This window comes from Enterobacter sp. JH25 (assembly GCF_021725435.1).
Lineage (GTDB): Bacteria > Pseudomonadota > Gammaproteobacteria > Enterobacterales > Enterobacteriaceae > Enterobacter > Enterobacter intestinihominis.
Genome location: NZ_CP091319.1, coordinates 3,359,488 through 3,384,595 on the forward strand (window position 1 = coordinate 3,359,488; position 25,108 = coordinate 3,384,595).

At 57.0% G+C, this 25,108-nt stretch carries 23 protein-coding genes; 4 read left to right on the forward strand and 19 right to left on the reverse strand.

Features of this window, described 5'->3' with window-relative positions; translation table 11 throughout:
• Positions 1-33: 33 nt before the first annotated feature.
• From pepB to trmJ, 10 genes are all read right to left on the reverse strand, one after another.
• Positions 34-1,320, reverse strand: a complete 1,287-nt coding sequence (gene pepB / locus L2Y28_RS16090; RefSeq protein ID WP_022649015.1) for an aminopeptidase PepB — start codon at positions 1,318-1,320, stop codon at positions 34-36.
• Between the two features lie 53 nt (positions 1,321-1,373).
• On the reverse strand, positions 1,374-1,574 hold the full coding sequence (gene iscX, locus L2Y28_RS16095) for a Fe-S cluster assembly protein IscX (RefSeq protein WP_003860650.1): 201 nt from the start codon (positions 1,572-1,574) through the stop codon (positions 1,374-1,376).
• 1 nt (position 1,575) lies between these two features.
• Positions 1,576-1,911, reverse strand: a complete 336-nt coding sequence (gene fdx, locus L2Y28_RS16100) for an ISC system 2Fe-2S type ferredoxin (RefSeq protein WP_003860652.1) — start codon at positions 1,909-1,911, stop codon at positions 1,576-1,578.
• Between the two features lies 1 nt (position 1,912).
• Positions 1,913-3,763, reverse strand: coding sequence for a Fe-S protein assembly chaperone HscA (gene hscA / locus L2Y28_RS16105; protein WP_022649016.1), 1,851 nt, complete (start codon positions 3,761-3,763; stop codon positions 1,913-1,915).
• Positions 3,764-3,777: 14 nt separating this feature from the next.
• Complete coding sequence (gene hscB, locus L2Y28_RS16110) at positions 3,778-4,293, reverse strand: co-chaperone HscB (protein WP_022649017.1); 516 nt, start codon at positions 4,291-4,293, stop codon at positions 3,778-3,780.
• Positions 4,294-4,491: 198 nt separating this feature from the next.
• The gene (gene iscA / locus L2Y28_RS16115; RefSeq protein ID WP_003860659.1) at positions 4,492-4,815 is read right to left on the reverse strand and encodes an iron-sulfur cluster assembly protein IscA; all 324 of its coding nucleotides are present in this window, start codon (positions 4,813-4,815) and stop codon (positions 4,492-4,494) included.
• 13 nt (positions 4,816-4,828) lie between these two features.
• Positions 4,829-5,215 (reverse strand): Fe-S cluster assembly scaffold IscU, encoded by a 387-nt coding sequence (gene iscU, locus L2Y28_RS16120; protein ID WP_003860661.1) that lies wholly within the window; start codon positions 5,213-5,215, stop codon positions 4,829-4,831.
• Positions 5,216-5,239: 24 nt separating this feature from the next.
• Complete coding sequence (iscS, locus tag L2Y28_RS16125; protein ID WP_006176692.1) at positions 5,240-6,454, reverse strand: cysteine desulfurase; 1,215 nt, start codon at positions 6,452-6,454, stop codon at positions 5,240-5,242.
• A 117-nt stretch (positions 6,455-6,571) separates the two neighbouring features.
• Complete coding sequence (gene iscR, locus L2Y28_RS16130; protein WP_022649018.1) at positions 6,572-7,063, reverse strand: Fe-S cluster assembly transcriptional regulator IscR; 492 nt, start codon at positions 7,061-7,063, stop codon at positions 6,572-6,574.
• Between the two features lie 236 nt (positions 7,064-7,299).
• Positions 7,300-8,025 (reverse strand): tRNA (cytosine(32)/uridine(32)-2'-O)-methyltransferase TrmJ, encoded by a 726-nt coding sequence (trmJ, locus tag L2Y28_RS16135; RefSeq protein ID WP_032622388.1) that lies wholly within the window; start codon positions 8,023-8,025, stop codon positions 7,300-7,302.
• Positions 8,026-8,157: 132 nt separating this feature from the next.
• Between trmJ and suhB the strand changes: the two genes are divergently transcribed.
• Positions 8,158-8,961, forward strand: a complete 804-nt coding sequence (suhB, locus tag L2Y28_RS16140) for an inositol-1-monophosphatase (protein ID WP_022649020.1) — start codon at positions 8,158-8,160, stop codon at positions 8,959-8,961.
• A 60-nt stretch (positions 8,962-9,021) separates the two neighbouring features.
• On the opposite strand, the gene L2Y28_RS16145 is transcribed toward suhB, so the two are convergent.
• Entirely contained in the window at positions 9,022-10,002 is a 981-nt protein-coding gene (locus L2Y28_RS16145; RefSeq protein ID WP_022649021.1) for a nickel/cobalt transporter, read from the reverse strand.
• Positions 9,993-10,631 carry a DUF1007 family protein gene (locus L2Y28_RS16150; RefSeq protein ID WP_022649022.1) on the reverse strand — a complete coding sequence of 213 codons (639 nt, stop codon included), beginning with the start codon at positions 10,629-10,631 and terminating at the stop codon, positions 9,993-9,995. Before L2Y28_RS16150 ends, L2Y28_RS16145 begins: the two co-directional genes overlap by 10 nt.
• Positions 10,632-10,756: 125 nt before the next feature.
• Here L2Y28_RS16150 and csiE point away from each other — a divergent pair, with 125 nt between their 5' ends.
• On the forward strand, positions 10,757-12,034 hold the full coding sequence (gene csiE, locus L2Y28_RS16155) for a stationary phase inducible protein CsiE (RefSeq protein ID WP_022649023.1): 1,278 nt from the start codon (positions 10,757-10,759) through the stop codon (positions 12,032-12,034).
• Here csiE and L2Y28_RS16160 read toward each other — a convergent pair whose 3' ends face one another.
• The gene (locus L2Y28_RS16160) at positions 12,035-13,174 is read right to left on the reverse strand and encodes a 3-phenylpropionate MFS transporter (RefSeq protein ID WP_022649024.1); all 1,140 of its coding nucleotides are present in this window, start codon (positions 13,172-13,174) and stop codon (positions 12,035-12,037) included.
• Between the two features lie 172 nt (positions 13,175-13,346).
• Between L2Y28_RS16160 and L2Y28_RS16165 the strand changes: the two genes are divergently transcribed.
• A complete protein-coding gene (locus L2Y28_RS16165) occupies positions 13,347-13,769 on the forward strand; it encodes a DoxX family protein (RefSeq protein WP_022649025.1) in 423 nt (140 codons plus the stop codon).
• Positions 13,770-13,822: 53 nt separating this feature from the next.
• Here L2Y28_RS16165 and glyA read toward each other — a convergent pair whose 3' ends face one another.
• Entirely contained in the window at positions 13,823-15,076 is a 1,254-nt protein-coding gene (gene glyA, locus L2Y28_RS16170; protein WP_003860678.1) for a serine hydroxymethyltransferase, read from the reverse strand.
• 304 nt (positions 15,077-15,380) lie between these two features.
• Between glyA and hmpA the strand changes: the two genes are divergently transcribed.
• Complete coding sequence (gene hmpA, locus L2Y28_RS16175) at positions 15,381-16,571, forward strand: NO-inducible flavohemoprotein (protein WP_022649026.1); 1,191 nt, start codon at positions 15,381-15,383, stop codon at positions 16,569-16,571.
• An 80-nt stretch (positions 16,572-16,651) separates the two neighbouring features.
• Here hmpA and glnB read toward each other — a convergent pair whose 3' ends face one another.
• From glnB to purL, 5 genes are all read right to left on the reverse strand, one after another.
• Entirely contained in the window at positions 16,652-16,990 is a 339-nt protein-coding gene (glnB, locus tag L2Y28_RS16180; protein WP_003860685.1) for a nitrogen regulatory protein P-II, read from the reverse strand.
• 80 nt (positions 16,991-17,070) lie between these two features.
• On the reverse strand, positions 17,071-18,408 hold the full coding sequence (glrR, locus tag L2Y28_RS16185) for a two-component system response regulator GlrR (RefSeq protein ID WP_023330170.1): 1,338 nt from the start codon (positions 18,406-18,408) through the stop codon (positions 17,071-17,073).
• Positions 18,405-19,157, reverse strand: a complete 753-nt coding sequence (gene qseG / locus L2Y28_RS16190) for a two-component system QseEF-associated lipoprotein QseG (RefSeq protein WP_022649028.1) — start codon at positions 19,155-19,157, stop codon at positions 18,405-18,407. The genes glrR and qseG overlap by 4 nt, the downstream gene beginning before the upstream one ends.
• Positions 19,154-20,587 carry a two component system sensor histidine kinase QseE/GlrK gene (qseE, locus tag L2Y28_RS16195; RefSeq protein ID WP_032622390.1) on the reverse strand — a complete coding sequence of 478 codons (1,434 nt, stop codon included), beginning with the start codon at positions 20,585-20,587 and terminating at the stop codon, positions 19,154-19,156. Before qseE ends, qseG begins: the two co-directional genes overlap by 4 nt.
• Positions 20,588-21,118: 531 nt before the next feature.
• Positions 21,119-25,006 (reverse strand): phosphoribosylformylglycinamidine synthase, encoded by a 3,888-nt coding sequence (gene purL / locus L2Y28_RS16200; RefSeq protein ID WP_022649030.1) that lies wholly within the window; start codon positions 25,004-25,006, stop codon positions 21,119-21,121.
• Positions 25,007-25,108 lie beyond the last annotated feature (102 nt).

The window sequence follows — 25,108 nt, forward strand, 5'->3', positions numbered from 1 at the left end:
CCGGGTAAGCGTAGCGCCACCCGGCAAAAAAGATCACTCAGCCGTCAGCAGGTTCGCCACGGTACGCACACCCAGACCGGTTGCGCCTGCGGACCACTGCTCAACCGCCGCTTTACGGTAGGTTGCGGAGCAGTCAATGTGCAGCCAGCCTTCATGGTAGTTCTCAACGAAGTGAGACAGGAAGCCTGCTGCGGTACTGGCCCCCGCCGGGTACGCCGCGCTCGCGGTGTTGTTCAGCTCGGCGAAGTTAGACGGCAGCTGGCTGCGGTGGAACTCGGCCAGCGGCAGACGCCAGAACGGCTCGTTTTCCGCCGCCGCGCTGGCCAGCAGGCGAGCGGCCAGCTTGTCGTCGAAGCTGAACAGCGCATGGTAATCGTTGCCAAGGGCAGTTTTCGCCGCGCCGGTCAGGGTCGCCATGTCGATAATCAGCTCCGGCTTCTGCGCAGAGGCGTCGATCAGGCCATCGGCCAGCACCAGACGGCCTTCGGCATCGGTGTTCATCACCTCAACATTTTTACCGTTGCGGTAGCGAATGATGTCGCCCAGCTTGAAGGCGTTGCCACTCACCATGTTATCCGCGCAGCACAGGTAGAGCTTCACGCGCTTGTTCAGACCACGGGTGATGGCGAACGCCAGCGCGCCGGTAATGGTCGCCGCGCCGCCCATGTCGGACTTCATGGAATCCATGAACGCGCTCTGCTTCAGGCTGTAACCGCCGGTATCGAAGGTGATACCTTTCCCGACCAGACAGGCAAAGACCGGCGCTTCTTTATCGCCGGTTGGGTTGTAATCCAGCGCCAGCAGGACCGGAGGACGCTCGGAGCCACGACCCACGGTGTGGATACCCATGTAATTTTGTTCGCGCAGGTCTTCACCTTTGGTGATGCGGTAGGACATCTTGTCGTCCGCCACGCCGCACAGCAGGTCAACCGCGCGCTGCGCCAGCTGCTCAGGCCCCAACTCTTCCGCCGGGGCGTTGATGGTGTCGCGCACCCAGTCGATAATTTTCAGGCGGCTTTCCAGCTCTTTCTGACCGGCTTCATCGAGGTTCGCCCACTCAATTTTACGGGTGCCTTTCGGGCCTTTGTAACCCGCCCAGAAAGCCCAGCTGCGGTCTGTGTCCCAGCCTTCGCCAGCCAGAGTGACATGCTTAATGCCCAGGCCGTCAATTTTACGCGCGGCGCGCTGGATCAGGCCCAAATCATCGTTACCCGTCAGGTGCAGGGTAATACCGTCGTTATTGATGCTCCAGGTGGCTTTCTCGCCCCAGCGTGCGTCGGCTGGCTGCGTGGAGAGCGTAATCTTCATCGCTTCGGTCATTTTATTTGTCCTTATTAGCAAACGGGCCGCCTGAAGGCAGCCCGTTAAGTGATTTACTCTGCTTCATCTAACCAGACTAACAGAATCGCCTCCAGAATTTTTTCATTGGATGCGTTTGGATCGTCGTCAAAATCCTCTAAATCGCAGATCCACTGATGCATGTCGGTGAATCGTACGGTCTTCGGATCGAGATCCGGGTTCGCGTCGTAGAGCGCTTCGCCGATTTCACGGCTGTCTGTCCACTTCAGTCCCATATTAATGCTCGCGTGCGTGGTTGATGGTGTAGCGTGGGAATTCCACGACCAGATCTTCATCGGTCACCGCCGCCTGGCAGCTTAAGCGGCTGTCAGGCTCCAGACCCCATGCTTTATCCAGCATGTCGTCTTCGTCTTCGGTGCTCTCGGCGAGAGAATCAAAACCTTCACGCACGATGCAGTGGCAGGTGGTGCAGGCACAGGATTTTTCACAGGCGTGTTCCACTTCGATACCTGCACGCAGGGCTACATCGAGAATGGTTTCACCGGTCTTCGCTTCCAGAACAGCGCCATCCGGACAGAGGTCCGCATGAGGCAAAATAACAATCTTTGGCATATTAAACCTCGTCCACGGACTGGCCTTTCAGCGCGACGCGGACAGATTTGTCCATGCGGCGAGCAGCGAAGTCCTGGGTTTGTTTATCAACGTTTTTAATGGCTTCTTCTATTGCGTCAGCGTCATTGCCTTCGGCGACTACGCTTAAGCGCGCGGCAGCGTCGTCAATCACCTGGCGCTCAGCGGCGCTTAACAGCGCGGCATCGGCAGCAAGCGCGCCGTTCAGGCTTTCCAGCACGCGTGCGGCTTCCACTTTTTGTTCCGCCAGCATACGCGCCTTCACATCCTGCTCGGCGTAGCTCATTGAGTCCTGAATCATGGAGGCGATTTCGCCATCGGTCAGGCCGTAGGACGGCTTCACCTGAATGGACGATTCGACGCCGGTGGATTTTTCCATCGCCGTCACGCTCAGCAGGCCGTCCGCATCCACCTGGAAGGTGACGCGAATATGCGCCCCGCCCGCCGGCAGCGCCGGAATTCCGCGCAGCGCAAAGCGCGCCAGAGAGCGGCAGTCCTGCACCAGCTCGCGCTCGCCCTGCATCACGTGGATGGACATCGCGGTCTGGCCGTCTTTGAAGGTGGTGAACTCCTGCGCGCGCGCCACCGGAATGGTGGTGTTACGGGGAATAACTTTCTCCACCAGGCCGCCCATGGTTTCTAAACCCAGAGACAGCGGGATGACGTCCAGCAGCAGCATTTCGCTGTCCGGCTTGTTGCCGACCAGGATATCGGCCTGGATAGCGGCACCCACGGCAACCACTTTGTCCGGGTCGATAGAGGTCAGCGGCGTGCGGCCAAAGAATTCCCCTACGCGCTCACGTACCAGCGGCACGCGGGTTGAGCCGCCAACCATGACCACTTCCAGCACCTCGCTGGCTTCAACGCCCGCATCTTTCAATGCGCGACGGCAGGCCAGCAGGGTACGCTTAACCAGAGGCGCAATCAGTTCGCTGAACTGGTCGCGGGTGATCTCACCCTGCCAGCCTGCGACGTTCACGCTGACGGACTGCGCATCGCTCAGGGCGATTTTGGCGTCGATGGCCGCATCCAGCAGTTCACGCTGGACGCGCGCATCGCTGCGATCGCTGATGCCCGCCTGCTCGCGGATGTAGTCCGCCAGCAGATGGTCGAAGTCATCGCCGCCGAGCGCGGAATCCCCGCCGGTGGCCAGCACTTCGAACACACCGCGGCTTAAGCGCAGGATAGAGATATCAAACGTCCCGCCGCCGAGATCGTAAACCGCAATCACCCCTTCCTGACCGGAATCGAGGCCGTAGGCAATGGCTGCCGCTGTCGGTTCGTTCAGCAGACGCAGCACGTGCAGGCCCGCCAGACGCGCGGCGTCTTTGGTGCCCTGACGTTGTGCATCGTCGAAGTAGGCCGGAACGGTGATTACCACGCCGTCCAGATCGCCACCGAGCGTCGCCGTCGCGCGCGCCGCCAGCGCTTTGAGGATGTCAGCAGAAACACGAATCGGGTTCAGCAGACCGGCAGATGTCGCAATCATCGGCAGGCCGTTTTCGCTGGCCTGTAACTGGTACGGCAGATGCGGATAACGGGTCTGGATATCCGCCAGCGAGCGGCCCATCATGCGCTTAACCGAGCTGATGGTGTTAGCCGGATCGCGCGCGGCATTGGCGCGGGCATCAAAGCCGACAGCGTGACCCTGCTGCTGGTAGTGGACCACGGAAGGCAGCAGATGGCGGCCCTGCTCGTCAGCCAGCGTTTCCGCCTGGCCGCTACGCACGGTCGCCACGAGAGAATTGGTGGTGCCCAGGTCAATACCGACCGCCAGACGACGCTGGTGCGGTGCGGCGCTAAAGCCTGGCTCACTAATTTGTAATAAGGCCATAATTGCTTCCGAAATTAAAAATCGAGCAGCTTTTCTTCGAGTTGTTCAGCACTGCTTCGCAGTTTATCGAGAAAACGGAGTTTGCGCACAGTGTCTGCCGCCACGTCCCAGGTCTCGTTGTTCAGTTGCTCAACCATCTGCTGATGGCGGGTATCGAACATGCCCTTTACGCGCTGGAGAAAACGTTCCAGACGCGCTTCGTCTTTAGCCTGTTCAATTTCATCCAGCTCTTCGCGAAGCTCCAGCTGCTCCATCAGAAACGCGGTGTCGCGCACGGTATGCTGTTCGCTCGCCAGATCAAAACCGTGGAGCGAGAGCAGATATTCTGCACGCGCCAGCGGATGACGCAGCGTTTGCCAGGCCTGGTTGATGGTTGCGGAGTGTGATACCGCAGCCAGCTGCTCTGCCTGCGTCCCGCTGGCGAATTTATCCGGATGGTACTGACGCTGGAGATCCTGAAAACGGATCGTCAGCGCCTGGAGATCAATCGGGTATTGAGCGGGTAGTCCGAAGAGAGTGAAGTAATCCATAACAATCTCAGGGGTAGCCTGTTAGAACAAACCCCACGCGCAGCAAAGCCACGGTGGGGTTATACCTTCTTACTTCGCGCTGCAGATGCGTTGTCTGCGCTCGTTCACCCCAGTCACTTACTTAAGTAAGCTCCCGGGGATTCACTCGCTTGCCGCCTTTCTGCAACACGAATTAATCGGTATAACAGCGGAACGCGGTTAAACGTGGAAGCTTTCGCCGCAACCACACTCGTCTTTGACGTTCGGGTTCGTAAATTTGAACCCTTCGTTCAGGCCTTCTTTTACAAAGTCCAGCTGAGTGCCGTTGAGAAATTGCAGGCTTTTGCCATCGACCACCACCTTCACGCCCTTGTCTTCAAACACGGTGTCATCAGACGCCGGTTCGTCAACAAACTCCAGTACGTAAGCCATACCAGAACAGCCGGAGGTACGTACGCCCAGTCGCAGGCCAAAGCCTTTACCACGGTTCGCCAGAAAAGAGCTTACTCGCGCGGCAGCGCTGTCGCTAAGGGTAATCGACATACTCAAACCTCAATTATTTTGCTTCACGTTTGCTTTTGTAATCCGCAATGGCGGCTTTGATCGCGTCTTCTGCCAGAATTGAACAGTGAATTTTCACCGGCGGCAGTTCGAGTTCTTCAGCAATGTCCGTGTTTTTGATTGCCTGTGCTTCGTCCAGAGACTTGCCCTTCACCCACTCGGTGACCAGGGAGCTGGAGGCGATAGCAGAACCGCAGCCGTAGGTCTTGAAGCGCGCGTCTTCAATGATACCTTCATTGTTGACTTTAATCTGCAACTTCATCACATCGCCACACGCTGGCGCGCCAACCATACCGCTACCGACAGATTCGTCGCTGTTGTCAAAAGAGCCAACGTTGCGCGGGTTCTCGTAATGATCGATAACTTTTTCGCTGTATGCCATGATTGAATTCTCCTTATGTACCGATTAGTGATGTGACCATTCAATGCTGTTCAGATCCACGCCCTGCTTGAACATTTCCCACAGTGGAGAAAGGTCGCGCAGACGGCCGATGGAGTTACGAACCAGTTTGATGGTGTAGTCAATCTCTTCTTCGGTAGTGAAACGACCTAAAGAGAAACGGATAGAGCTGTGCGCCAGCTCGTCAGTCATGCCCAGCGCACGCAGCACGTAGGATGGCTCCAGGCTTGCAGACGTACAGGCAGAACCGGAAGAAACGGCCAGGTCTTTCAGCGCCATGATCAGCGACTCGCCTTCAACATAGTTGAAGCTGACGTTGAGGATGTTCGGCGCGCCCTGCTCGAGATCGCCGTTCAGATAGACTTCTTCCATATCCTTCACGCCGTCCCACAGACGGTTACGCAGCGTACGCAGGCGTGCCATCTCGCTTTCCATCTCTTCTTTCGCGATGCGATACGCTTCGCCCATCCCCACGATCTGGTGAACAGGCAAAGTACCGGAACGCATGCCGCGCTCGTGACCGCCGCCGTGCATCTGTGCTTCGATGCGGATACGTGGCTTACGACGAACGTACAGCGCGCCGATGCCTTTCGGGCCATAGATTTTGTGACCGGAGAAGGACATCAGGTCCACTTTCAGCTGGCTCAGGTCAATAGGCAGTTTGCCCACGCTCTGGGTCGCATCCACGTGGTAGATGATGCCGCGCGCACGGCACATTTCGCCGATGGTGGCGATGTCCTGCACAACACCGATTTCGTTGTTAACGTGCATGATGGAAACCAGAATGGTGTCATCACGCATCGCCGCTTCGAGCTCTTTCAGGTCGATGATCCCGTTGCTTTGCGGCGCCAGGTAAGTCACTTCGAACCCTTCACGCTCCAGCTGACGGCAGGTGTCCAGCACGGCTTTGTGTTCGGTTTTGCTGGTGATGATGTGCTTGCCTTTTTTCTGATAAAAGTTGGCTGCACCTTTGATCGCCAGGTTGTCGGATTCGGTCGCACCGGAGGTGAAAACAATTTCACGCGGGTCGGCACCGACCAGGTCAGCAATCTGATTACGGGCGATATCAACCGCCTCTTCAGCATGCCAGCCAAAACGGTGTGAACGGGAAGCTGGGTTACCAAAGTTTCCGTCCAGGGTCAGACACTGCATCATTTTCTCGGCAACACGCGGGTCCACCGGCGTGGTTGCGGAGTAGTCGAGATAAATCGGTAATTTCATTGCTCTATAAACTCCGTACATCGCTTCAATGCAAGGAATCAGGCAACCGGCTGGATGTACGACCGAGTACGCGGGGTGTTACCACCCCGGCCTGATTCTGAATACTTATCTTTTTAATTACGCGCGCAGTTTAACGTCGATGGCGTCCTGCGAGCGGGTGCTGCGTTGTGAATCCTGACTGTGCTGACGACCAGAAACATCCAGAACTTCCTGGTTATTAACCAGCTCACCCAGGGTGATGTTATTCAGGAAGCCGGTCAGACGGTCGCTCAGATCGCGCCACAGCGCGTGGGTCAGGCATTTATCGCCGCCCTGACAGCCGCCTTTGCCCTGGCAACGGGTCGCGTCAACGGATTCGTCAACTGCGCTAATCACTTCGCCAACCGCAATACTGCCCGCGTCTTTACCCAGCAGATAACCGCCGCCCGGGCCACGAACGCTGGACACCAGTCCATTTTTACGCAGTCTGGAGAACAGCTGTTCCAGATAAGAGAGGGAGATCCCCTGTCGTTCAGAAATATCAGCCAACGGAACCGGGCCCGCTTCGGAGTTGAGCGCAACGTCCAGCATCGCGGTCACGGCATAACGCCCTTTAGATGTCAGTCTCATGTCTTACTTAACCTCAAACTCGCCCCTGCCCGGGGTTTTTTATTGTAAAATGGGGGTATTGCATAGCAGGGCCAAGTCTGACATTCCTGACTAAATTGGTCAACTATTTACTTGACTGTTTTAGTCAGGTATTTAACCTTCTGTGCCGTATTTTTTGCCCGGCGGCGCTGCGCTTGCACGGGCCTACGGGCTTTGTAGGCCGGGTAAGCGCAGCGCCACCCGGCGAACACACTGCACTACTCTTTATTCTTCTGCTCAATAGACGCCAGGATCCCGCGCAGGATGTTCAGCTCCTGGCTTTCCGGACGCGCGCGGGTGAACATACGGCGCAGCTTGTTCATCACCTGTCCCGGGTGACCTTCGCGGATAAAGCCAGTAGAGAGCAGCGTCTGCTCCAGGTGGCCGTAGAAGCGCTCAAGATCGTCCACCAGCGGGTAGGCCGTCTCTTCTTTAGGTTCGACCTGTTTCTCCTGCGTCGCCAGCCATGCCATGCGCACTTCGTAGGCGATTACCTGCACCGCCATCGCCAGGTTAAGCGAGCTGTATTCCGGGTTGGCGGCAATCGCCACGTGGTAGTGACACTTCTGTAGTTCCTCGTTGGTCAGGCCAACGCGTTCACGACCAAACACCAGCGCAACCGGTGCCTGTTCCGCTTCTGAGATACTTTTCAGGCCGCATTCGCGCGGGTCCAGCATCGGCCAGGGCAGCGTACGGGAGCGCGCGCTGGTCCCCACCACCAGACTGCAACCGGCCAGGGCTTCGTCCAGGGTGTCCACAATCTGTGCATTCCCGATCACGTCGCTGGCGCCGGCCGCCAGCGCAATAGCCTGAGAGTCTGGTTTCACCAGCGGATTAACCAGCCACAGGTTCGTTAAGCCCATGGTTTTCATAGCGCGGGCCACAGAGCCCATGTTGCCGGTGTGCGATGTTTCGACCAGCACGATTCGAATGTTTTGCAGCATAATTTTTAGATGTCTGGATTCAGTGTCTGAAGAATATTCGGGCATATTATCATAAACGAGAGACATAATCCGATCCCGCTGCTATACTCTGCGCCGATTTTCCTGTTCTTTAACATCCAGTGAGAGAGACCGATGCATCCGATGCTGACCATCGCCGTGCGCGCAGCGCGCAAGGCGGGTAATGTAATTGCCAAACACTACGAAACCCCAGACTCCGTAGAAACCAGCCAGAAAGGCAGCAATGATTTCGTGACTAACGTCGATAAAGCCGCCGAAGCGATTATTATCGAAACGATCCGCAAATCTTACCCGCAGCACACCATCATCACCGAAGAAAGCGGTGAACATGAAGGTACCGATCAGGATGTTCAATGGGTTATCGATCCACTGGATGGCACCACCAACTTCGTTAAGCGCCTGCCACACTTCTCTGTGTCTATCGCAGTACGCATCAAAGGCCGTACTGAAGTCGCCGTTGTTTACGATCCAATGCGTAACGAACTGTTCACCGCGACCCGCGGTCAGGGCGCGCAGCTGAACGGCTACCGTCTGCGCTGCAGCAATGCACGCGATCTGGACGGCACGATTCTGGCGACCGGCTTCCCGTTCAAGGCGAAGCAGCACGCAACCACTTATATGAATATCCTCGGCAAACTGTTCACCGAATGCGCGGACTTCCGTCGCACCGGCTCTGCTGCACTGGATCTGGCCTACGTGGCGACCGGCCGCGTTGACGGTTACTTTGAGCTGTCACTGAAGCCGTGGGACTTCGCGGCGGGCGAGCTGATCGCACGTGAAGCTGGCGCGATTGTTTGTGACTTCACCGGCGGCCATAACTATATGTCTACCGGCAACATCGTTGCAGGTAACCCGCGCGTTGTTAAAGCCATGCTGGCAAACATGCGTGAAGAACTGAGCGATGCGCTGAAGCGTTAATCCAGTCTGTTAAGCCCGGTGGCGCTACGCTTACCGGGCCTACAAATCCCTCAGGTATGGCTAAAAAGGCCGCAACCCCCTTCCCACCGGCACCGCGCTCATCCACATCGTGACCGCAGCCACCAGCAGAATCACCCCGCCCGCCAGCGCAAGCGTCGTCCAGCCAACCTGTCGCCACAATACCGGCGTTTTATTGCCGCTGAGTTTTACCGCCAGCTGACGGAAGCTGTGCACCAGCAAGGCTAACGAAGAGATAGTCAGAGATGTTCCCGCCGCCATCGCCAGCGCCGAGATCATGCCCCAGCCAAATACACCTATCACTTTGCTGAACAACAGCACCATGATTGCGCCCGAGCATGGACGCATCCCCATTGAGAGAACAATCATCAGGCGCGCACGCCAGTCGTCACCATTCTGTAATTGTTCCTGCGTCGGCAGATGCTGATGCCCGCACCCGCAGTTTTTATGGTGAACGTGATGCGGCGTAAAGATTTTGAATTTTGGTTTTTGCAGCAACGCGCGCAATTTTTTCAGCGCCCGCCAGCAGAGAATCAGCCCCAGTAAGCCTACCAGCGCGTAACTTCCCTTCTCCAGCCAGAAGCTGCTCATATGCAGCTGGCGGGCCGGGAGCTGTAGCAGCGAAAGGACGACCACGACCAGCGCAATTGCCACACCGCCCTGAAGTAAAGAGGAAGCCAGCGTCAGGCCGATACTCGATTTCAGCTTCGACGGATGGGTGGCAAGCCAGGTCGTGATGACGATTTTGCCGTGCCCCGGCCCCAGGGCATGCAGCACGCCATAGATAAAGCTGAACGCCAGAAGAGAGCCGCCCGCTTTGGACGGATTTTCCGCCACGGCTTTCAGCAGCCCGCTCATCTGCTGATTAACTTCCCGCTGCCAGAGGATACTTTTCATCATCACCTGCGGCCATGCCTGCCACAGCCAGAGCGCGCCGCCAGACGCTAACAGCAAAAAGAGCGCCAGAGGCCAGAGGTGCAGCCAGCGACGCGGCTTACTGACGGGGGAGGAGATCACTGACATTGTAACGTCACCTCCTGCGCAAACTGTTTTCCTAATTCCATGTCTTCTGGAGGCGCATCTTCTTTATCAAGGGAAACGGCAAAGTTCAGCGTCTCTTCACTGGGCGTCGGCGTGTGCACGGCAATTTTGCAGCTTTTTTGCAATATTTCTGGCAACTGTACGTCGCTGTCCTGGGCGTAATGCATATCGACATAGTAGGTTGGGTCAAACGTGGAAAACCTGTACTTCTGCCCGGCCAGCGGCTGAGGGTGCGCCAGCGGAAGGATAAACGTCAGCACCGCCTGATGGCCGTCGCGGGTCATACCGTACTCCGTGGGACGGTTAAGAAATTTCACCTTTTGTCCGTTGTGCCAGAACTCTGTGAAGTAGTGCTGACCCAGCACGTTGGCCATGACTTCCGCCGCCAGCTTTTTCCAGATCTCGTCGCCGGGCTTTGCGTTTCCGGCATCGTACAGCAGGTCGGCGGAGGTGATTTCATCCATCGTCCAGCGCATCTTCAGGCCGCTGAGCTGTGTGCCGTCCGTCACCAGTTCGGTTTTCAGGCTGATAAAGCTGTGAGGATGTGCGCTGGCGGCGGAGGTGATAACCGCCAAAAATAACGCTGTCACGCTTTGTTTAACTGTTTGCATCAATTCCTCACGTCAAAAATTCTGTGATGTTCGCCAGCAATCCTGAATGAAAGGCCTGCCGGCGCGCTTTTCAGCGCCCATCCTTTAGCTATTCTTATCAAACATTCACACTGGATACCCGACAGATGATGACGACGCTTGAAATTCCATCTGTGCTTTCCAGTTCGCAGCGCCGTTGCCAGGTGCTTTTGATGCTTTACCTGCCCGATGCTGCCGTCACCGCACAGAGCATAATCGCTGCCAATGGCGTGGACGACGTCCTGACACGGCAAGATATAGCCGAGACGCGCGATGAAATCCAGCGCTATCATCGGCTTGATATCGTCACGCACCATGACGGTTGCTACCGTATTGAGGGCTCCGCCCTGAATCAGCGTTTGTGCCTGCTGCACTGGCTGCGCAGGGCGCTTCGGCTGTGTCCACATTTTGTCGCCCAACAGTTTACCCCTGCCTTAAAAACCGCGCTCAAACAGCACGGCATTGCCCGCCCGCTTTATGACGATGCGAACCTTCGGGCGCTTATCAACTTTTGCGCGCGCAAGCTTCAGCGCCAGTTTGAGTCCCGCGACGTACAGTTTTTACAGCTTTATCTGCAATATTGTCTGATTCAGCATCATCTGGGCAATACGCCGGAGTTTTCACCCGTTCAGCGCAGCTGGACGCAATCGAGAGGGGAATACTTTACGGCGCAGGAAATTGTCCGTCACTGGAAACGGCGCGTCCCGCAGGGAACGCACAGTGATGAACAGCTGTTCCTGGCGCTGCTGTTTATGATGCTCCGCACACCCGACCCGGTACTGGATAAACACCAGCAGGATCAGCGCCTGCGTCGGGCCATCGTGCGTATGATTGCCCGTTTCCGGGCGCAAACCGGGATGAACTTCAGCGATGAGCAAGGGCTGACCGATCAGCTGTATATTCATCTGGCTCAGGCGCTGGACCGCTCCTTATTTGACATCGGCATCGACAACAGTCTGCCGGAAGAGATCCACCGTCTATACCCCCGGCTGCTGCGCACCACTAAAGAGGCGCTGTTTGAGCTGGAAGCCGAATTTGGCCTGCGATTCTCCGGTGAAGAGATGGCTCTGGTGGCAGTGATTTTTGGTGCCTGGCTGATGCAGGAAACCGATCTTCATGAAAAACAGGTGGTCCTGTTAACGGGGGAAGATAAAGCCTGCGAGGAGTTAATTGAGCAGCAGCTTCGCGAGCTAACGCTGCTGCCGCTCAATATTCGTTATCTTAGCCTGGAAGCGTTTAAGAAGGAGGGCGCCCCCCGCGAGGCGGCGCTGGTTATTACGCCTTATCCAACCGCCCTGCCGCTGTTCTCGCCGCCGCTCATTCATGCCGTTGAGACCCTGAACACGCAGCAGCAGGAACATATTCGCGTTATGCTCGAATCTTAGTTACGTGCGAGCAGCGACTTTAGGGCGGATGACAATGGCCGGTAAAGCGACCAGCGCCATCACCCAGAACACACCGTGGCCCAGGTGCTGATAGAGGAAACCGGCAAATACGGTCATCACCGCAATACTGCCGCCCATCGCCACCGCTGAATAGACTGCCTGAAGACGAATAACGTCACCACCCTCTCGCGCCGCGATATAGCGCATCGCCGCCAAATGGCAGACGGTGAAGGTTCCGCAGTGCAGAATTTGCGCCACAATCAGCCACGGCAGATCCGTCGTCCAGCCCATGATGCCCCAGCGCGCTACGCCGCAAACGGCGGAAAGCAGCAGCAGGTCACGCGCCCCGAAACGACGGAACAGTTTTTGGCTCAGCGCGAAGATAATGACCTCCGCTACCACGCCGAGCGACCACAGGTAGCCTACCGCAGAAGCCGAGTAGCCCGCCCCCTGCCAGTAGATGGCGCTGAAGCCGTAATAGGCCGCATGCGCCCCCTGAAGCAGACAGACGCAGGCCAGGAAACGCCAGCTTTGCGCCACCAGCGAGCGCCAGGCGGGCCAGCCAGCGCTCTCCTGATGGCGGCTTTCGCCCTGCGGCATCACCGACGGACGCAGCAACATACCGAGCAGCATCGAGGCGATGCCGAGCGTTAACAGGGCCAGAATGGCGCGATAGTCATAGAGGCTGACCAGTTTCCCGACCAGCGCAGAGCCAATCACGAAGGCAATCGATCCCCACAGGCGCACGCGTCCATAGTCCATGGTGATCTGCTTTTGCCAGGTGTTCGCCAGGGCATCCGTCAGCGGCACCAGCGGGGAGAAGAACAGATTAAAGCCAACCATCACCACCATCAGCCAGGCAAACTGGTGGCTGACCCAGAAGCAGGCCGCAAAGACCAGCGTCAGCAGGGCCAGAATTCGCACCGCTTTAATCAGTAAGGAGGGATCGCTGACGCGGGGCGCAATCAGCAGGCTACCCAGGAAACGCGCCACCAGCCCCGCGCCCAGCAGGATGCCGATGGTCTCAGGCGTCAGACCAATTCCCTTGAGCCAGACGCTCCAGAAAGGCAAAAAAATACCGTAACTAAAGAAATAGGTGAAATAGCTGAGCGCCAGCCAGCGCGTGGAATGCAAGACCATGAATCCCTCCCGAAATGGAGGCGATAGTCTGGCGTTAATCCCTGACTTTAGCAAGTCGTTAGCGCGCTATAAATTAACTAAAAATTAACATCATCACCAGCCGTACAGCGTATGGCGAGAGCGGTAAAACTGTATTACGTTTATAAGACATCGCCTGAAGAGGTCGTTTGCCATGAACAGCTTACGTTATTTCGATTTCGGATCCTCTCGTTCTCTCCTGCTTTTAATTGCCCGCATTGCTATCGTGGTCCTGTTTATTATTTTCGGTTATCCCAAGCTAACGGGGTTTAGCGGCACCGTTCAGTACATGACGTCGCTCGGCGCCCCCATGCCCATGCTGGCCGCGATTATTGCGGTGGTAATGGAAATCCCCGCCGCGATTCTGATCGTTCTGGGCTTTTTTACCCGCCCCCTCGCGGTGATCTTTGTCTTCTATACGCTGGGAACGGCGGTGATTGGACACCACTACTGGGAAATGACGGGCGATGCGGTCCTGCCAAATATGATTAACTTCTATAAAAATGTGAGTATCGCTGGCGCCTTTATTTTGCTGGCGATAACCGGGCCGGGGGCCATCTCCCTCGACCGACGTTAGCCCATAAAAAAAGGCCGCATGAGCGGCCTTTTTCAGTTCTGAAACGCAGAGAATTATGCGTACACCGGGAAGCGTGCGCAGATGTCCAGAACTTTACCTTTAACGCGCTCGATAACCGCGTCGTCATTGATGTTGTCCAGAACGTCACACATCCAGCCCGCCAGCTCTTTCACTTCCGCTTCTTTAAAGCCACGGCGAGTTACGGCCGGAGAACCGATACGGATACCGGAAGTCACGAACGGGCTCTTCGGATCGTTTGGCACGCTGTTTTTGTTCACGGTGATGTTGGCGCGGCCGAGGGCTGCGTCAGCTTCTTTACCGGTCAGGTTCTTGTCGACAAGATCCAGCAGGAACAGGTGGTTTTCAGTCCCGCCAGAGACCACTTTGTAACCACGGTTCAGGAACACTTCCACCATCGCTTTGGCGTTTTTAGCAACCTGCTGCTGATAAACCTTGAACTCTGGCTCCATCGCTTCTTTTAGCGCGACGGCTTTCGCGGCGATAACGTGCATCAGCGGGCCGCCCTGGGCGCTTGGGAACACGGCGGAGTTCAGCTTTTTGTACAGCTCTTCGTCACCGCCTTTCGCCAGGATCAGGCCACCGCGTGGACCCGCCAGGGTTTTGTGGGTGGTGGTGGTCACAACGTGCGCATGTGGAACCGGGTTCGGGTAAACGCCAGCGGCAATCAGACCGGCAACGTGCGCCATGTCGACGAACAGGTACGCGCCGATGCTGTCAGCGATTTCACGCATTTTTGCCCAGTCAACGATGCCGGAGTAAGCAGAGAAGCCACCGATGATCATCTTCGGCTTGTGCTCTTTGGCCTGCTTCGCCATGTCTTCGTAGTCAATTTTACCGGACTCATCAATACCGTAAGGGATGATGTTGTACAGTTTGCCAGAGAAGTTAACCGGAGAGCCGTGAGTCAGGTGGCCGCCCTGCGCCAGGTTCATACCCAGAACGGTATCGCCCGGCTGCAACAGCGCGGTGTAAACAGCGAAGTTAGCCTGAGAGCCAGAGTGCGGCTGGACGTTCGCGTAGTCAGCGCCAAAGAGTTCTTTCGCACGGTCAATCGCCAGTTGCTCAACGATATCAACGTATTCGCAACCGCCGTAGTAGCGCTTGCCCGGATAACCTTCAGCATATTTGTTGGTCAGCTGAGAACCCTGCGCCTGCATCACGCGCGGGCTGGTGTAGTTTTCGGAGGCGATCAGTTCGATGTGCTCTTCCTGACGTACTTTTTCCTGCTCCATAGCCTGCCACAGTTCGGCATCATAATCGGCAATGTTCATTTCACGCTTTAACATCCGCATCTCCTGACTCAGCTAACAAGTAAATTTTTGGCCTGAAAAGGCAGTCCTGTTGGACGACGGGCAACAGTATAACTGAATAGTTCTGCGATAACAGGTCTTGACAAACGATTTTACGCAAACGTTTACCTCCACGCCACGCAAGGGTTTGAGCAATAAAGCTCTCGCCATTTTCAACGGATTTCTTTTCAGCTTTGTGATGCATATTTTTCACGATGCAAAGAACCATTTACATTGCAGGGGTATTTTTATAAGATGCATATAAAATACATCATTAAAGTAACATCATAAGGAAGCTGCTATGCTCGACGCCCAAACCATCGCTACCGTGAAAGCCACAATCCCCCTGCTGGTTGAAACGGGTCCTAAACTGACCGCTCATTTCTACGATCGCATGTTCGCGCATAACCCGGAGCTCAAAGAGATTTTCAACATGAGCAACCAGCGTAACGGCGATCAGCGCGAAGCGCTGTTTAACGCTATTGCCGCCTATGCCAGCAACATCGAAAACCTGCCGGCTCTGCTGCCTGCGGTGGAAAAAATCGCCCAGAAGCACACCAGCTTCCAGATCAAACCTGAGCAGTACAACATCGTGGGCAGTCACCTGCTGGCAACCCTGGACGAAATGTTCAGCCCGGGCCAGGAAGTGCTGGATGCCTGGGGTAAGGCATACGGCGTGCTGGCAAACGTGTTCATCAACCGTGAAACGCAGATCTACAGCGAAAACGCCAGCAAGAATGGCGGCTGGGAAGGCACGCGTGCTTTCCGCATCGTTGAGAAAACCCCGCGCAGCGCACTGATCACCAGCTTTGAGTTTGAGCCGGTGGACGGCCAGCCAGTTGCCGATTACCAGCCGGGGCAGTATCTGGGCGTCTGGCTGAAGCCTGAAGGCTTCCCGCACCAGGAGATTCGCCAGTACTCCCTGACCCGCAAGCCAGACGGCAAAGGCTATCGCATTGCGGTTAAACGTGAGGAAGGCGGTCAGGTATCCAGCTGGCTGCATAACGTCGCCAGCGTGGGTGATATCGTTCATCTGGCCGCGCCAGCGGGTGATTTCTTTATGGCGGTGGAATCGGGTACCCCGGTGACGCTGATTTCCGCAGGTGTTGGTCAAACGCCAATGCTGGCGATGCTGGATACGCTGGCAAAATCAAACCACAGCGCGCAGGTTAACTGGTTCCACGCGGCCGAAAACGGTGATGTGCACGCCTTTGCAGATGAAGTGAAAGCGCTCGGAGCGGGTCTGCCACACTTTACCGCGCATACCTGGTATCGTTTACCCACGGAAGCTGACCGCGCAGCGGCACGTTTTGACAGCGAAGGCCTGATGAATTTAGGGCAGCACGAAGGGGCGTTTAGCGCACCGGGGATGCAGTTCTACGTGTGTGGACCGGTAGCGTTTATGCAGTATGCCGCGAAGCAGCTGGTAGACCTGGGCGTGAACAAAGACAACATTCATTACGAATGTTTCGGCCCGCATAAAGTGCTGTAATCGCCCGGCGGCGCTGCGCTTGCACGGACCTGCGAAGGGTTCTGTAGGCCGGGTAAGCGCAGCGCCACCCGGCAAGAATGTTAAATCGCCGCGTCGTCTTCTTCGCCGGTACGGATACGGATCACGCGCGCCACGTCAAAGACGAAGATTTTCCCGTCGCCAATTTTACCGGTCTGCGCCGTGCGGATGATGGTATCCACACAGGTATCGACGATATCATCGCTCACCACGATCTCGATTTTCACTTTCGGCAGAAAGTCCACCATGTACTCTGCGCCACGGTATAGCTCGGTGTGGCCCTTCTGACGACCAAAACCTTTCACTTCAGTTACGGTCATCCCGGTGATGCCTACTTCTGCCAGCGCTTCACGTACATCATCCAGTTTGAAAGGTTTAATAATCGCATCAATTTTTTTCATGGTGGGTCCTTAAACTCTTGCCAGTAAGCAGCCTCGTAATCGGTTGCTCACAGTATCATATTCAGGCGAATTTTGCGGTATTACTCTTTAAAATCGTTCGCTTCCAGCTCGTGGCGTGAGAGCAATTTATAGAACTCGGTACGGTTACGCCCGGCCATGCGCGCCGCGTGGGTCACGTTGCCTTTGGTGATTTGCAGCAGCTTGCGCAGATAGTTCAGCTCGAACTGATTTCGCGCTTCCGCAAATGTCGGTAAGGCCGTGTTTTCCCCCTCGAGCGCCTGCTCCACCAGCGCATCGCTGATCACCGGCGATGACGTCAACGCCACGCACTGCTCAATCACGTTCACCAGCTGGCGTACGTTACCCGGCCAGCTTGCGGTGATCAGGCGTTTCATCGCATCGGTGGAGAACGCGCGCACAAATGGTTTGTGGCGGTCAGCGGCCTGGCGCAAAAGGTGATTTGCCAGCAGCGGGATATCTTCCGCACGCTCGGCCAGCGCCGGGATTTTCAGGTTGACGACATTCAGTCGATAGTAGAGATCTTCGCGGAACTCGTTGCGCGCCATCACCTTGGGTAAATCACGGTGGGTGGCGGAAATAATACGCACGTTGATATCGATATCGCGGTTGCTGCCAAGCGGACGCACTTTCCGCTCCTGCAACACGCGCAGCAATTTGACCTGCAGCGGCGCGGGCATATCGCCAATTTCATCAAGGAACAGCGTGCCCCCCTCAGCCGCCTGGAACAGCCCTTCACGGCTGCTCACCGCGCCGGTAAAGGCGCCGCGGGCATGGCCGAAGAGCTCTGATTCGAGCAGCTGTTCCGGCAACGCGCCACAGTTAATGGCAATAAAAGCATTTTTACTGCGCGGGCTGGCGTTGTGGATCGCCTGGGCGAGGATCTCTTTCCCGGTCCCGCTCTGGCCGTTGATCAGCACGCTAACGTCGGATTGCGCCACCATCCGCGCCTGTTCCAGCAGGCGCAGCATTACAGGGCTACGCGTCACGATGGATTCACGCCAGGCGTCGTCGCCGGATGGCGCCGCGTGCTCAAGGGCGCTGTCGATCGCTTTATAGAGGGCGTCTTTATCCACCGGTTTGGTGAGGAAGCTGAATACCCCCTGCTGCGTCGCGGCCACCGCATCAGGAATAGATCCGTGAGCGGTGAGGATAATCACCGGCATCCCGGGCTGCTGCTTCTGGATCTCCGTGAACAGTTGCAGGCCATCCATTTCATCCATGCGCAAATCGCTGATCACCAGATCGATTTTCTCACGGCTGAGCACCTTCAGCCCCTCCTGCCCGCTTTCAGCGGTGACCACGCTGTAGCCTTCGCTGACCAGACGCATCCCCAGCAGCTTTAACAGCCCGGGATCGTCATCCACCAGTAACAGATGGGCAGGTTTACGGCTTGTCATGGCTTCACATCCTCTTGTTTCGGCATCTCACTGTCTGGCGTCGTGGCAGAGTTGCCTTTCGACCCATCGGGCAGATAGCTGCCTGCCGGCTTACGCGTCGAGAGCTGTCTTTCGATATCGGTCAGATTTTCAAGCTTGCGGGTGGTGGTATCCAGCTGCTCGCGCAGCGACTCCTGCTGCTGGCGAAGCGCATCAAGCTCGCTGTCGCTCGACTGCTGCAATTTGCTGTAGCGGAAACGCTCTTCGGACAGCTGTAATTGCAGGGTTTGTCCGTCCCGCCAGAGCTGATAGACCGGGCGCACCTGGGGGGGAATATTGATCACGTAAGTATCCAGCCGCGTCACGTTGGCGCGGCGTTCGACAGGCGTGATTCTGGCATCCGCCATCACGATCCCGCGTTTAAACGCGTCCTGCCAGGTATCGTCCACCAGCATCGCCGCCTGGGCACGGGCCTCAGCGGGCGCCAGCCGCTGGGCGCAGTCTATTCCGCGCAGCCAGAACAGCGGATTGGATTCAACATCACGCCCCGACAGGCTCCAGATATCATCGCAACGTGTTGAAAGGAAATCGGCCAGCTGTTTTTGCGGCCATTTATCTTCCTGTTTGTGGCTAATTGCACTTTTCGGTGCATGGGTTACACAGCCTGCCAGCAGTAAGCAGGGCAGGCTGAGGCGCACATTTTTGCTGGAAAACACCGCGCGCAGTGCGCGGTAAAAGACGTGTGACATACTCACCAGGTTGTTATTCATTTCATTGATTTTTCCGGCTCAAGAGGCAGTTCGATACGAAAACAGACATCGGCGCGTTCATCACTCACGATGTTAAGCTCACCCTGCATGCGTCGTATGCAGTCGCGGGCAATACTCAGCCCCAGACCACTTCCTTTTACCGCACCTTTTCGCTGATGACTCCCCTGGAAGAAGGGTTCAAAGATCATCGTTTTTTCATCATCCGGAATCGGGCTTCCGGTATTCGCTACGTCAATAAATACCCGCGAACCGTTGTTATTGCTTCTGATATAAATGGTACCGGATTCAGTACCATAGTGCACCGCATTGGAATAAAGATTATCCAGTACGCTCATTAACAGCATCGGTTCTGCAAGACAGGCTGGCGCGTTGAGTTCCACCTGGGTATGCATCATTTTAGCTCTTGCTGGCAGGCTATGGGCGGAGATCACCATGTCCACCAGCGGTTCAATCTCAACGCTTTCAAGCACCACAGCACCATCCGCCAGCTTGCGGTTATAGTCCAGCAGTTGTTCAATAAGCTTTTGTAAATTGCGGCTGCTGGCATCCAGAATCGCCACGATCTCTTTTTGCTCAGGGGTTAACGGCCCCGCCACTTCGTCGGCCAGCAGTTCCGTACCTTCACGCATGCTGGCCAGCGGCGTTTTGAGTTCGTGTGAGATATGGCGCAGGAACTGGTGGCGCTGCGATTCCAGCCACGCCAGGCGCTCTGAAAGCCAGATGATGCGTTGACCGACCGAGCGCAGCTCGCGCGGGCCTTTAAAAACGACCGTATCCCCGAGAGATTTACCCTCCCCCAGGCGGTTAATCATCCGCTGGATCCCCTTCACGGGGCCGATGATCATGCGGGTAAAGAGCAGCACCAGCCCCAGGCTGACGAGGAACAGCACCAGCGCCTGCCAGCCGAAGAACTGGCCGCGCTCGGCAATCTCCTGCTGGAGCTGCTGACCACGGGAAAAGATAACCGTACGGGTGGACTGAACCATCTCCGTATTGGCGTTCGCGAAGGCTTCAAGTCGGGCGGCGGCGGCGGCATCAGGACCGCTGTTTTTGCACTGGAGCTGCGCCAGATCGTTCAGATCCTGACGCAGCGCCTGATAGAGTTTGTCATCTGGCAGCACCCCGGCGTGGGCGTCCAGCATTTCGCTGTAGCGTTTACGCTGGTTCTGATAGACCCTCTCCAGCGTGCGATCGTCCAGCACGCAGTACTGGCGATAGCTACGCTCCATCTCAAGCGCGGCGTTGGTCATCGCCTCGCTACGGCGAGCATCAATAAGCGTGGTGCGGTTAGTCAGGGCCGCCTGTGCACTTAACGCGTTCAGGCTTTGCCAGGCCTGCCAGGCCAGAACCAGCAAAGGTAGCAGGATCAGCAGGAAGGCCATCATAACGAGCTGTCGCAGGGAGCGAGGGAAAGCGGGCCAGCGTTTCAACACATTACTCTCTTCATCCGGGTTTGAGGAGAGCGTAACTGAGTCTGCCCTTCAGATACAACAAAGCCGGGTAAAAACCCGGCTTTGTCATGGAATAAGGCGGTGCCTAACTCGACGTTTCGCCCTGGCCTGATAAAGCATTGCAATAATCAGTAGTTGGACGGCAGGCACCTTTTTGTGCGTCATTCGAAGTTTATGTAGCACGTCCCGAAGGGGCTGACATAAGAAGGTGAATGAGCCACTGGTTACTATTATGCAACACGCGTGCCAGATTGCAAAAATTAATGCTATCCTTATGATTAGTAATATTTTTATTATCAAAACGTATTGATTGTTACGTGAATGATTTCCAGGCTAAGTGTCGCTATTAAGCAACACCTTAACGGGAACCTGTCCTGCCGCATATAAATCAACAGGTTAAATGTCTCCTTTTGGAGACACTCAGACCAGAGAGTTGTCGCGAATTTGCGACAGAGACAAAAAAGCCCGGTGGCGCTCGCGCTTACCGGGCCTACAGTCAGGCGTTGAAACTTAACCTAGTTGTTTACGTGCGTTGCGGAAAATGCGCATCCACGGGCTGTCCTCGCCCCAGTTTTCCGGGTGCCAGGAGTTGCTCACGGTACGGAAGACACGCTCCGGGTGCGGCATCATAATCGTCACCCGACCGCTTTCGCTGGTGACCGCGGTAATGCCATTTGCCGAACCGTTCGGGTTAGCCGGATAGGTTTCGGTGACCTTGCCAAAGTTATCAACAAAGCGCAGCGCCACCAGTCCTTTGCTTTCAAGCTGAGCCAGGTGCGCCGCATCACGGACTTCAACCTGACCTTCACCGTGCGAAACCGCGATTGGCATCTGCGAACCGACCATCCCCTTCAACAGCAGAGACGGGCTTTGGGTTACTTCTACCAGGCTGAAGCGCGCTTCAAAGCGGTCAGACTGGTTACGCACAAAGCGCGGCCAGGCTTCGCTGCCCGGGATCAGCTCGCGCAGGTTAGACATCATCTGGCAGCCGTTACACACCCCCAGCGCCAGCGTCTGCGGACGGTGGAAGAAGGTTTCAAACTCGTCACGTACGCGGCTGTTGAACAGGATGGACTTCGCCCAGCCTTCGCCCGCGCCCAGCACGTCACCGTAGGAGAACCCCCCGCAGGCTACCAGTGCCTGGAAATCATCCAGCCCGGTACGCCCTGCCAGCAGGTCGCTCATGTGGACGTCGATGGCGTCAAAGCCCGCCCGGTGGAAGGCCGCTGCCATCTCAACGTGGGAGTTAACGCCCTGCTCGCGCAGCACGGCCACTTTCGGACGCGCACCGGTCGCAATGTACGGCGCGGCAATGTCTTCGTTGATGTCGAAGGTGAGCTTCACGTTCAGGCCAGGATCGTTGTCGTTCGCCTTCGCTTTGTGTTCCTGATCGGCGCATTCCGGATTGTCACGCAGGCGCTGCATCTGCCAGGTGGTTTCCGCCCACCACATACGCAGCGTGGTGCGGCTTTCGCTGAACACCGGGTGGCCGTCGGCTTCAATCACGAAACGGTCGCCCTGCACCGCTTTACCGAGATAGTGCACGCAGTCTGCCAGACCGTGCTGCGCCAGAATCGCTTCCACCGCGTCGCGATCTGCGGCGCGTACCTGAATGACCGCGCCAAGCTCTTCGTTAAACAGCGCCGCCAGGCGGTCTTCGCCAAGCGTTGCAATGTTTGCTTCAACGCCGCAGTGGCCGGTGAAGGCCATCTCTGCCAGCGTCACCAGCAGGCCGCCATCGGAACGATCGTGGTAGGCCAGCAGCTTACGCTGCGCCACCAGCGCCTGAATTGCGTCGTAGAAGCCTTTCAACTGTGCGACGTCCCGCACGTCGGCTGGCTTTTCGCCGAGCTGGCGATAAACCTGTGCCAGCGCGGTGGCACCCAGCGCGTTATGGCCTTTGCCGAGGTCAATCAGCAGCAGGGCGTTATCTTCAGTGGAAAGCTGCGGCGTAACGGTATGACGCACGTCTTCCACGCGCGCAAACGCGGTGATCACCAGCGACAGAGGCGAAGTCATCTCGCGCTGCTCGCTGCCTTCCTGCCAGCGGGTTTTCATCGACATGGAGTCTTTACCCACCGGAATGGTCAGGCCGAGCGCAGGACACAGCTCTTCACCCACCGCTTTTACCGCTTCGTACAGGCCCGCGTCTTCGCCAGGGTGACCGGCAGCGGCCATCCAGTTCGCGGAAAGTTTGATGCGTTTGATGTCGCCAATCTGCGTCGCGGCGATATTGGTCAGCGCTTCACCGACCGCCAGACGGGCAGAAGCGGCGAAGTCCAGCAGAGCCACCGGGGTGCGTTCACCCAGCGCCATCGCTTCGCCGTAGTAGCTGTCGAGGCTCGCGGTGGTCACGGCGCAGTTAGCGACCGGGATCTGCCACGGGCCGACCATCTGATCGCGTGACACCATACCGGTCACGGTACGGTCGCCGATGGTGACCAGGAAGGTTTTCTCCGCCACCGCAGGCAGGTGCAGCACGCGGTTAACCGCTTCCGCCACAATAATGCCCTGACGATCCAGCGCTTTACCCGCCGCTTTGCGGGTTGTAACGTCGCGGGTCATCTTCGGCGTTTTGCCGAGAAGCACGTCGAGCGGCAGATCGATCGGCTGGTTGTCGAAATGGGTATCACTGAGAGTCAGGTGCTGCTCTTCGGTAGCTTCACCGATGACGGCATACGGCGCGCGCTCGCGGCGGCACAGCTCGTCAAACAGCGGCAGCTGATCGGCAGCAACCGCCAGCACGTAGCGCTCCTGGGATTCGTTACACCAGATTTCCAGCGGGCTCATGCCTGGCTCATCGCTCAGGATATCGCGCAGGTTGAAGCGCCCGCCGCGACCGCCGTCGCTCACCAGTTCCGGCATGGCGTTAGAGAGTCCACCCGCGCCCACGTCGTGGATGAACAGAATCGGGTTGGCATCGCCGAGCTGCCAGCAGCGGTCGATCACTTCCTGACAGCGGCGCTCCATTTCCGGGTTGTCGCGCTGCACGGACGCGAAGTCGAGATCCGCATCAGACTGGCCGGAAGCCATAGACGAGGCAGCACCACCGCCCAGACCAATGTTCATTGCCGGGCCGCCGAGCACGATCAGCTTCGCGCCCACGACGATCTCACCTTTTTGCACGTGATCGGCGCGAATGTTGCCGATCCCGCCCGCCAGCATGATGGGTTTGTGGTAGCCGCGCAGCTCTTCGCCGTTGTGGCTGTCCACTTTCTCTTCGTAGGTACGGAAGTAACCGTTCAGCGCCGGACGACCAAATTCATTGTTGAACGCCGCGCCGCCCAGCGGGCCTTCGGTCATGATATCCAGCGCGGTCACAATGCGCTCTGGCTTGCCGAAATCTTCTTCCCACGGCTGTTCAAAGCCCGGGATACGCAGGTTGGAAACGGAGAAACCAACCAGACCCGCTTTTGGTTTCGCGCCGCGACCGGTCGCACCTTCGTCACGGATTTCACCGCCGGAGCCGGTCGCCGCACCTGGCCACGGAGAGATGGCCGTCGGGTGGTTGTGGGTTTCCACTTTCATCAGGATATGCGCAGGCTCCTGGTGGAAGTCATAGCGCCCTGCTTCGCGGTCGGCGAAGAAGCGGCCCACCTCGGAACCTTCCATCACCGCGGCGTTGTCTTTATAGGCAGACAGCACGTGGTCAGGGGTTTGCTCCATGGTGTTTTTGATCATTTTGAACAGCGACTTCGGCTGCTGTTCGCCGTCGATAATCCAGTCGGCGTTGAAAATTTTGTGGCGGCAGTGCTCGGAGTTGGCCTGCGCGAACATATACAGTTCGATGTCGTTCGGGTTGCGATTCAGCTTAACGAATGCATCCTGAAGGTAGTCGATTTCATCTTCTGCGAGCGCCAGACCAAGACGCAGGTTTGCGTCGATCAGCGCCTGACGCCCCTGCCCCAGCAGATCCACGCTCTGTACCGGCGCAGGCTGATGGTGGGAGAACAGTTTCTGCGCATCATCCAGAGAGTCAAACACGCTCTCCATCATGCGGTCGTGCAGCTCCGCTGTCACGGCCTGCCACTGCGCGTCGCTCAGGGTTGACGCTTCCACATAGTACGCCACGCCGCGCTCCAGACGGTTAATCTGGCTCAGGCCGCAGTTGTGAGCGATGTCGGTGGCTTTGGAAGACCAGGGGGAGATGGTGCCAGGACGTGGCGTGGCGAGGATTAATTTGCCGGTCGGCGTATGGCTGCTCAGGCTTGGGCCATATTTAAGCAGACGTTCCAGCTGTACGCGCTCCTCTGCATTCAGGGGGGCATTCAGGTCAGCAAAATGGACATACTCAGCGTAAATATTGCTTACCGGAAGGTCGGCCGCCTGAAAACGTGCCAGCAGTTTATTAATACGGAAGGCAGACAGTGCAGGCGAACCACGCAGAATTTCCATCATAAGTCTCTCGTCTTCGAAGCGCCGGGGCGCTTACAGTGTGCGCAAGGGGGGGAAAACGGGCGTCATTATAGAGAATCCTGAGCGCCGACGAAACCGTTTGCG

What these genes read in the sequence shown, in the direction of transcription:
- L2Y28_RS16145 (WP_022649021.1), bottom strand. Translation starts at nt 10,002, where the DNA reads ATGTCAGTGATCTCCTCCCCCGTCAGTAAGCCGCGTCGCTGGCTGCAC.
- iscU (WP_003860661.1), bottom strand. Translation starts at nt 5,215, where the DNA reads ATGGCATACAGCGAAAAAGTTATCGATCATTACGAGAACCCGCGCAAC.
- glyA (WP_003860678.1), bottom strand. Translation starts at nt 15,076, where the DNA reads ATGTTAAAGCGTGAAATGAACATTGCCGATTATGATGCCGAACTGTGG.
- purL (WP_022649030.1), bottom strand. Translation starts at nt 25,006, where the DNA reads ATGATGGAAATTCTGCGTGGTTCGCCTGCACTGTCTGCCTTCCGTATT.
- hmpA (WP_022649026.1), top strand. Translation starts at nt 15,381, where the DNA reads ATGCTCGACGCCCAAACCATCGCTACCGTGAAAGCCACAATCCCCCTG.
- pepB (WP_022649015.1), bottom strand. Translation starts at nt 1,320, where the DNA reads ATGACCGAAGCGATGAAGATTACGCTCTCCACGCAGCCAGCCGACGCA.
- glnB (WP_003860685.1), bottom strand. Translation starts at nt 16,990, where the DNA reads ATGAAAAAAATTGATGCGATTATTAAACCTTTCAAACTGGATGATGTA.
- hscB (WP_022649017.1), bottom strand. Translation starts at nt 4,293, where the DNA reads ATGGATTACTTCACTCTCTTCGGACTACCCGCTCAATACCCGATTGAT.
- fdx (WP_003860652.1), bottom strand. Translation starts at nt 1,911, where the DNA reads ATGCCAAAGATTGTTATTTTGCCTCATGCGGACCTCTGTCCGGATGGC.
- suhB (WP_022649020.1), top strand. Translation starts at nt 8,158, where the DNA reads ATGCATCCGATGCTGACCATCGCCGTGCGCGCAGCGCGCAAGGCGGGT.
- csiE (WP_022649023.1), top strand. Translation starts at nt 10,757, where the DNA reads ATGATGACGACGCTTGAAATTCCATCTGTGCTTTCCAGTTCGCAGCGC.
- L2Y28_RS16150 (WP_022649022.1), bottom strand. Translation starts at nt 10,631, where the DNA reads ATGCAAACAGTTAAACAAAGCGTGACAGCGTTATTTTTGGCGGTTATC.
- hscA (WP_022649016.1), bottom strand. Translation starts at nt 3,763, where the DNA reads ATGGCCTTATTACAAATTAGTGAGCCAGGCTTTAGCGCCGCACCGCAC.
- glrR (WP_023330170.1), bottom strand. Translation starts at nt 18,408, where the DNA reads ATGACAAGCCGTAAACCTGCCCATCTGTTACTGGTGGATGACGATCCC.
- iscS (WP_006176692.1), bottom strand. Translation starts at nt 6,454, where the DNA reads ATGAAATTACCGATTTATCTCGACTACTCCGCAACCACGCCGGTGGAC.
- L2Y28_RS16165 (WP_022649025.1), top strand. Translation starts at nt 13,347, where the DNA reads ATGAACAGCTTACGTTATTTCGATTTCGGATCCTCTCGTTCTCTCCTG.
- iscX (WP_003860650.1), bottom strand. Translation starts at nt 1,574, where the DNA reads ATGGGACTGAAGTGGACAGACAGCCGTGAAATCGGCGAAGCGCTCTAC.
- iscR (WP_022649018.1), bottom strand. Translation starts at nt 7,063, where the DNA reads ATGAGACTGACATCTAAAGGGCGTTATGCCGTGACCGCGATGCTGGAC.
- L2Y28_RS16160 (WP_022649024.1), bottom strand. Translation starts at nt 13,174, where the DNA reads ATGGTCTTGCATTCCACGCGCTGGCTGGCGCTCAGCTATTTCACCTAT.
- trmJ (WP_032622388.1), bottom strand. Translation starts at nt 8,025, where the DNA reads ATGCTGCAAAACATTCGAATCGTGCTGGTCGAAACATCGCACACCGGC.
- iscA (WP_003860659.1), bottom strand. Translation starts at nt 4,815, where the DNA reads ATGTCGATTACCCTTAGCGACAGCGCTGCCGCGCGAGTAAGCTCTTTT.
- qseG (WP_022649028.1), bottom strand. Translation starts at nt 19,157, where the DNA reads ATGAATAACAACCTGGTGAGTATGTCACACGTCTTTTACCGCGCACTG.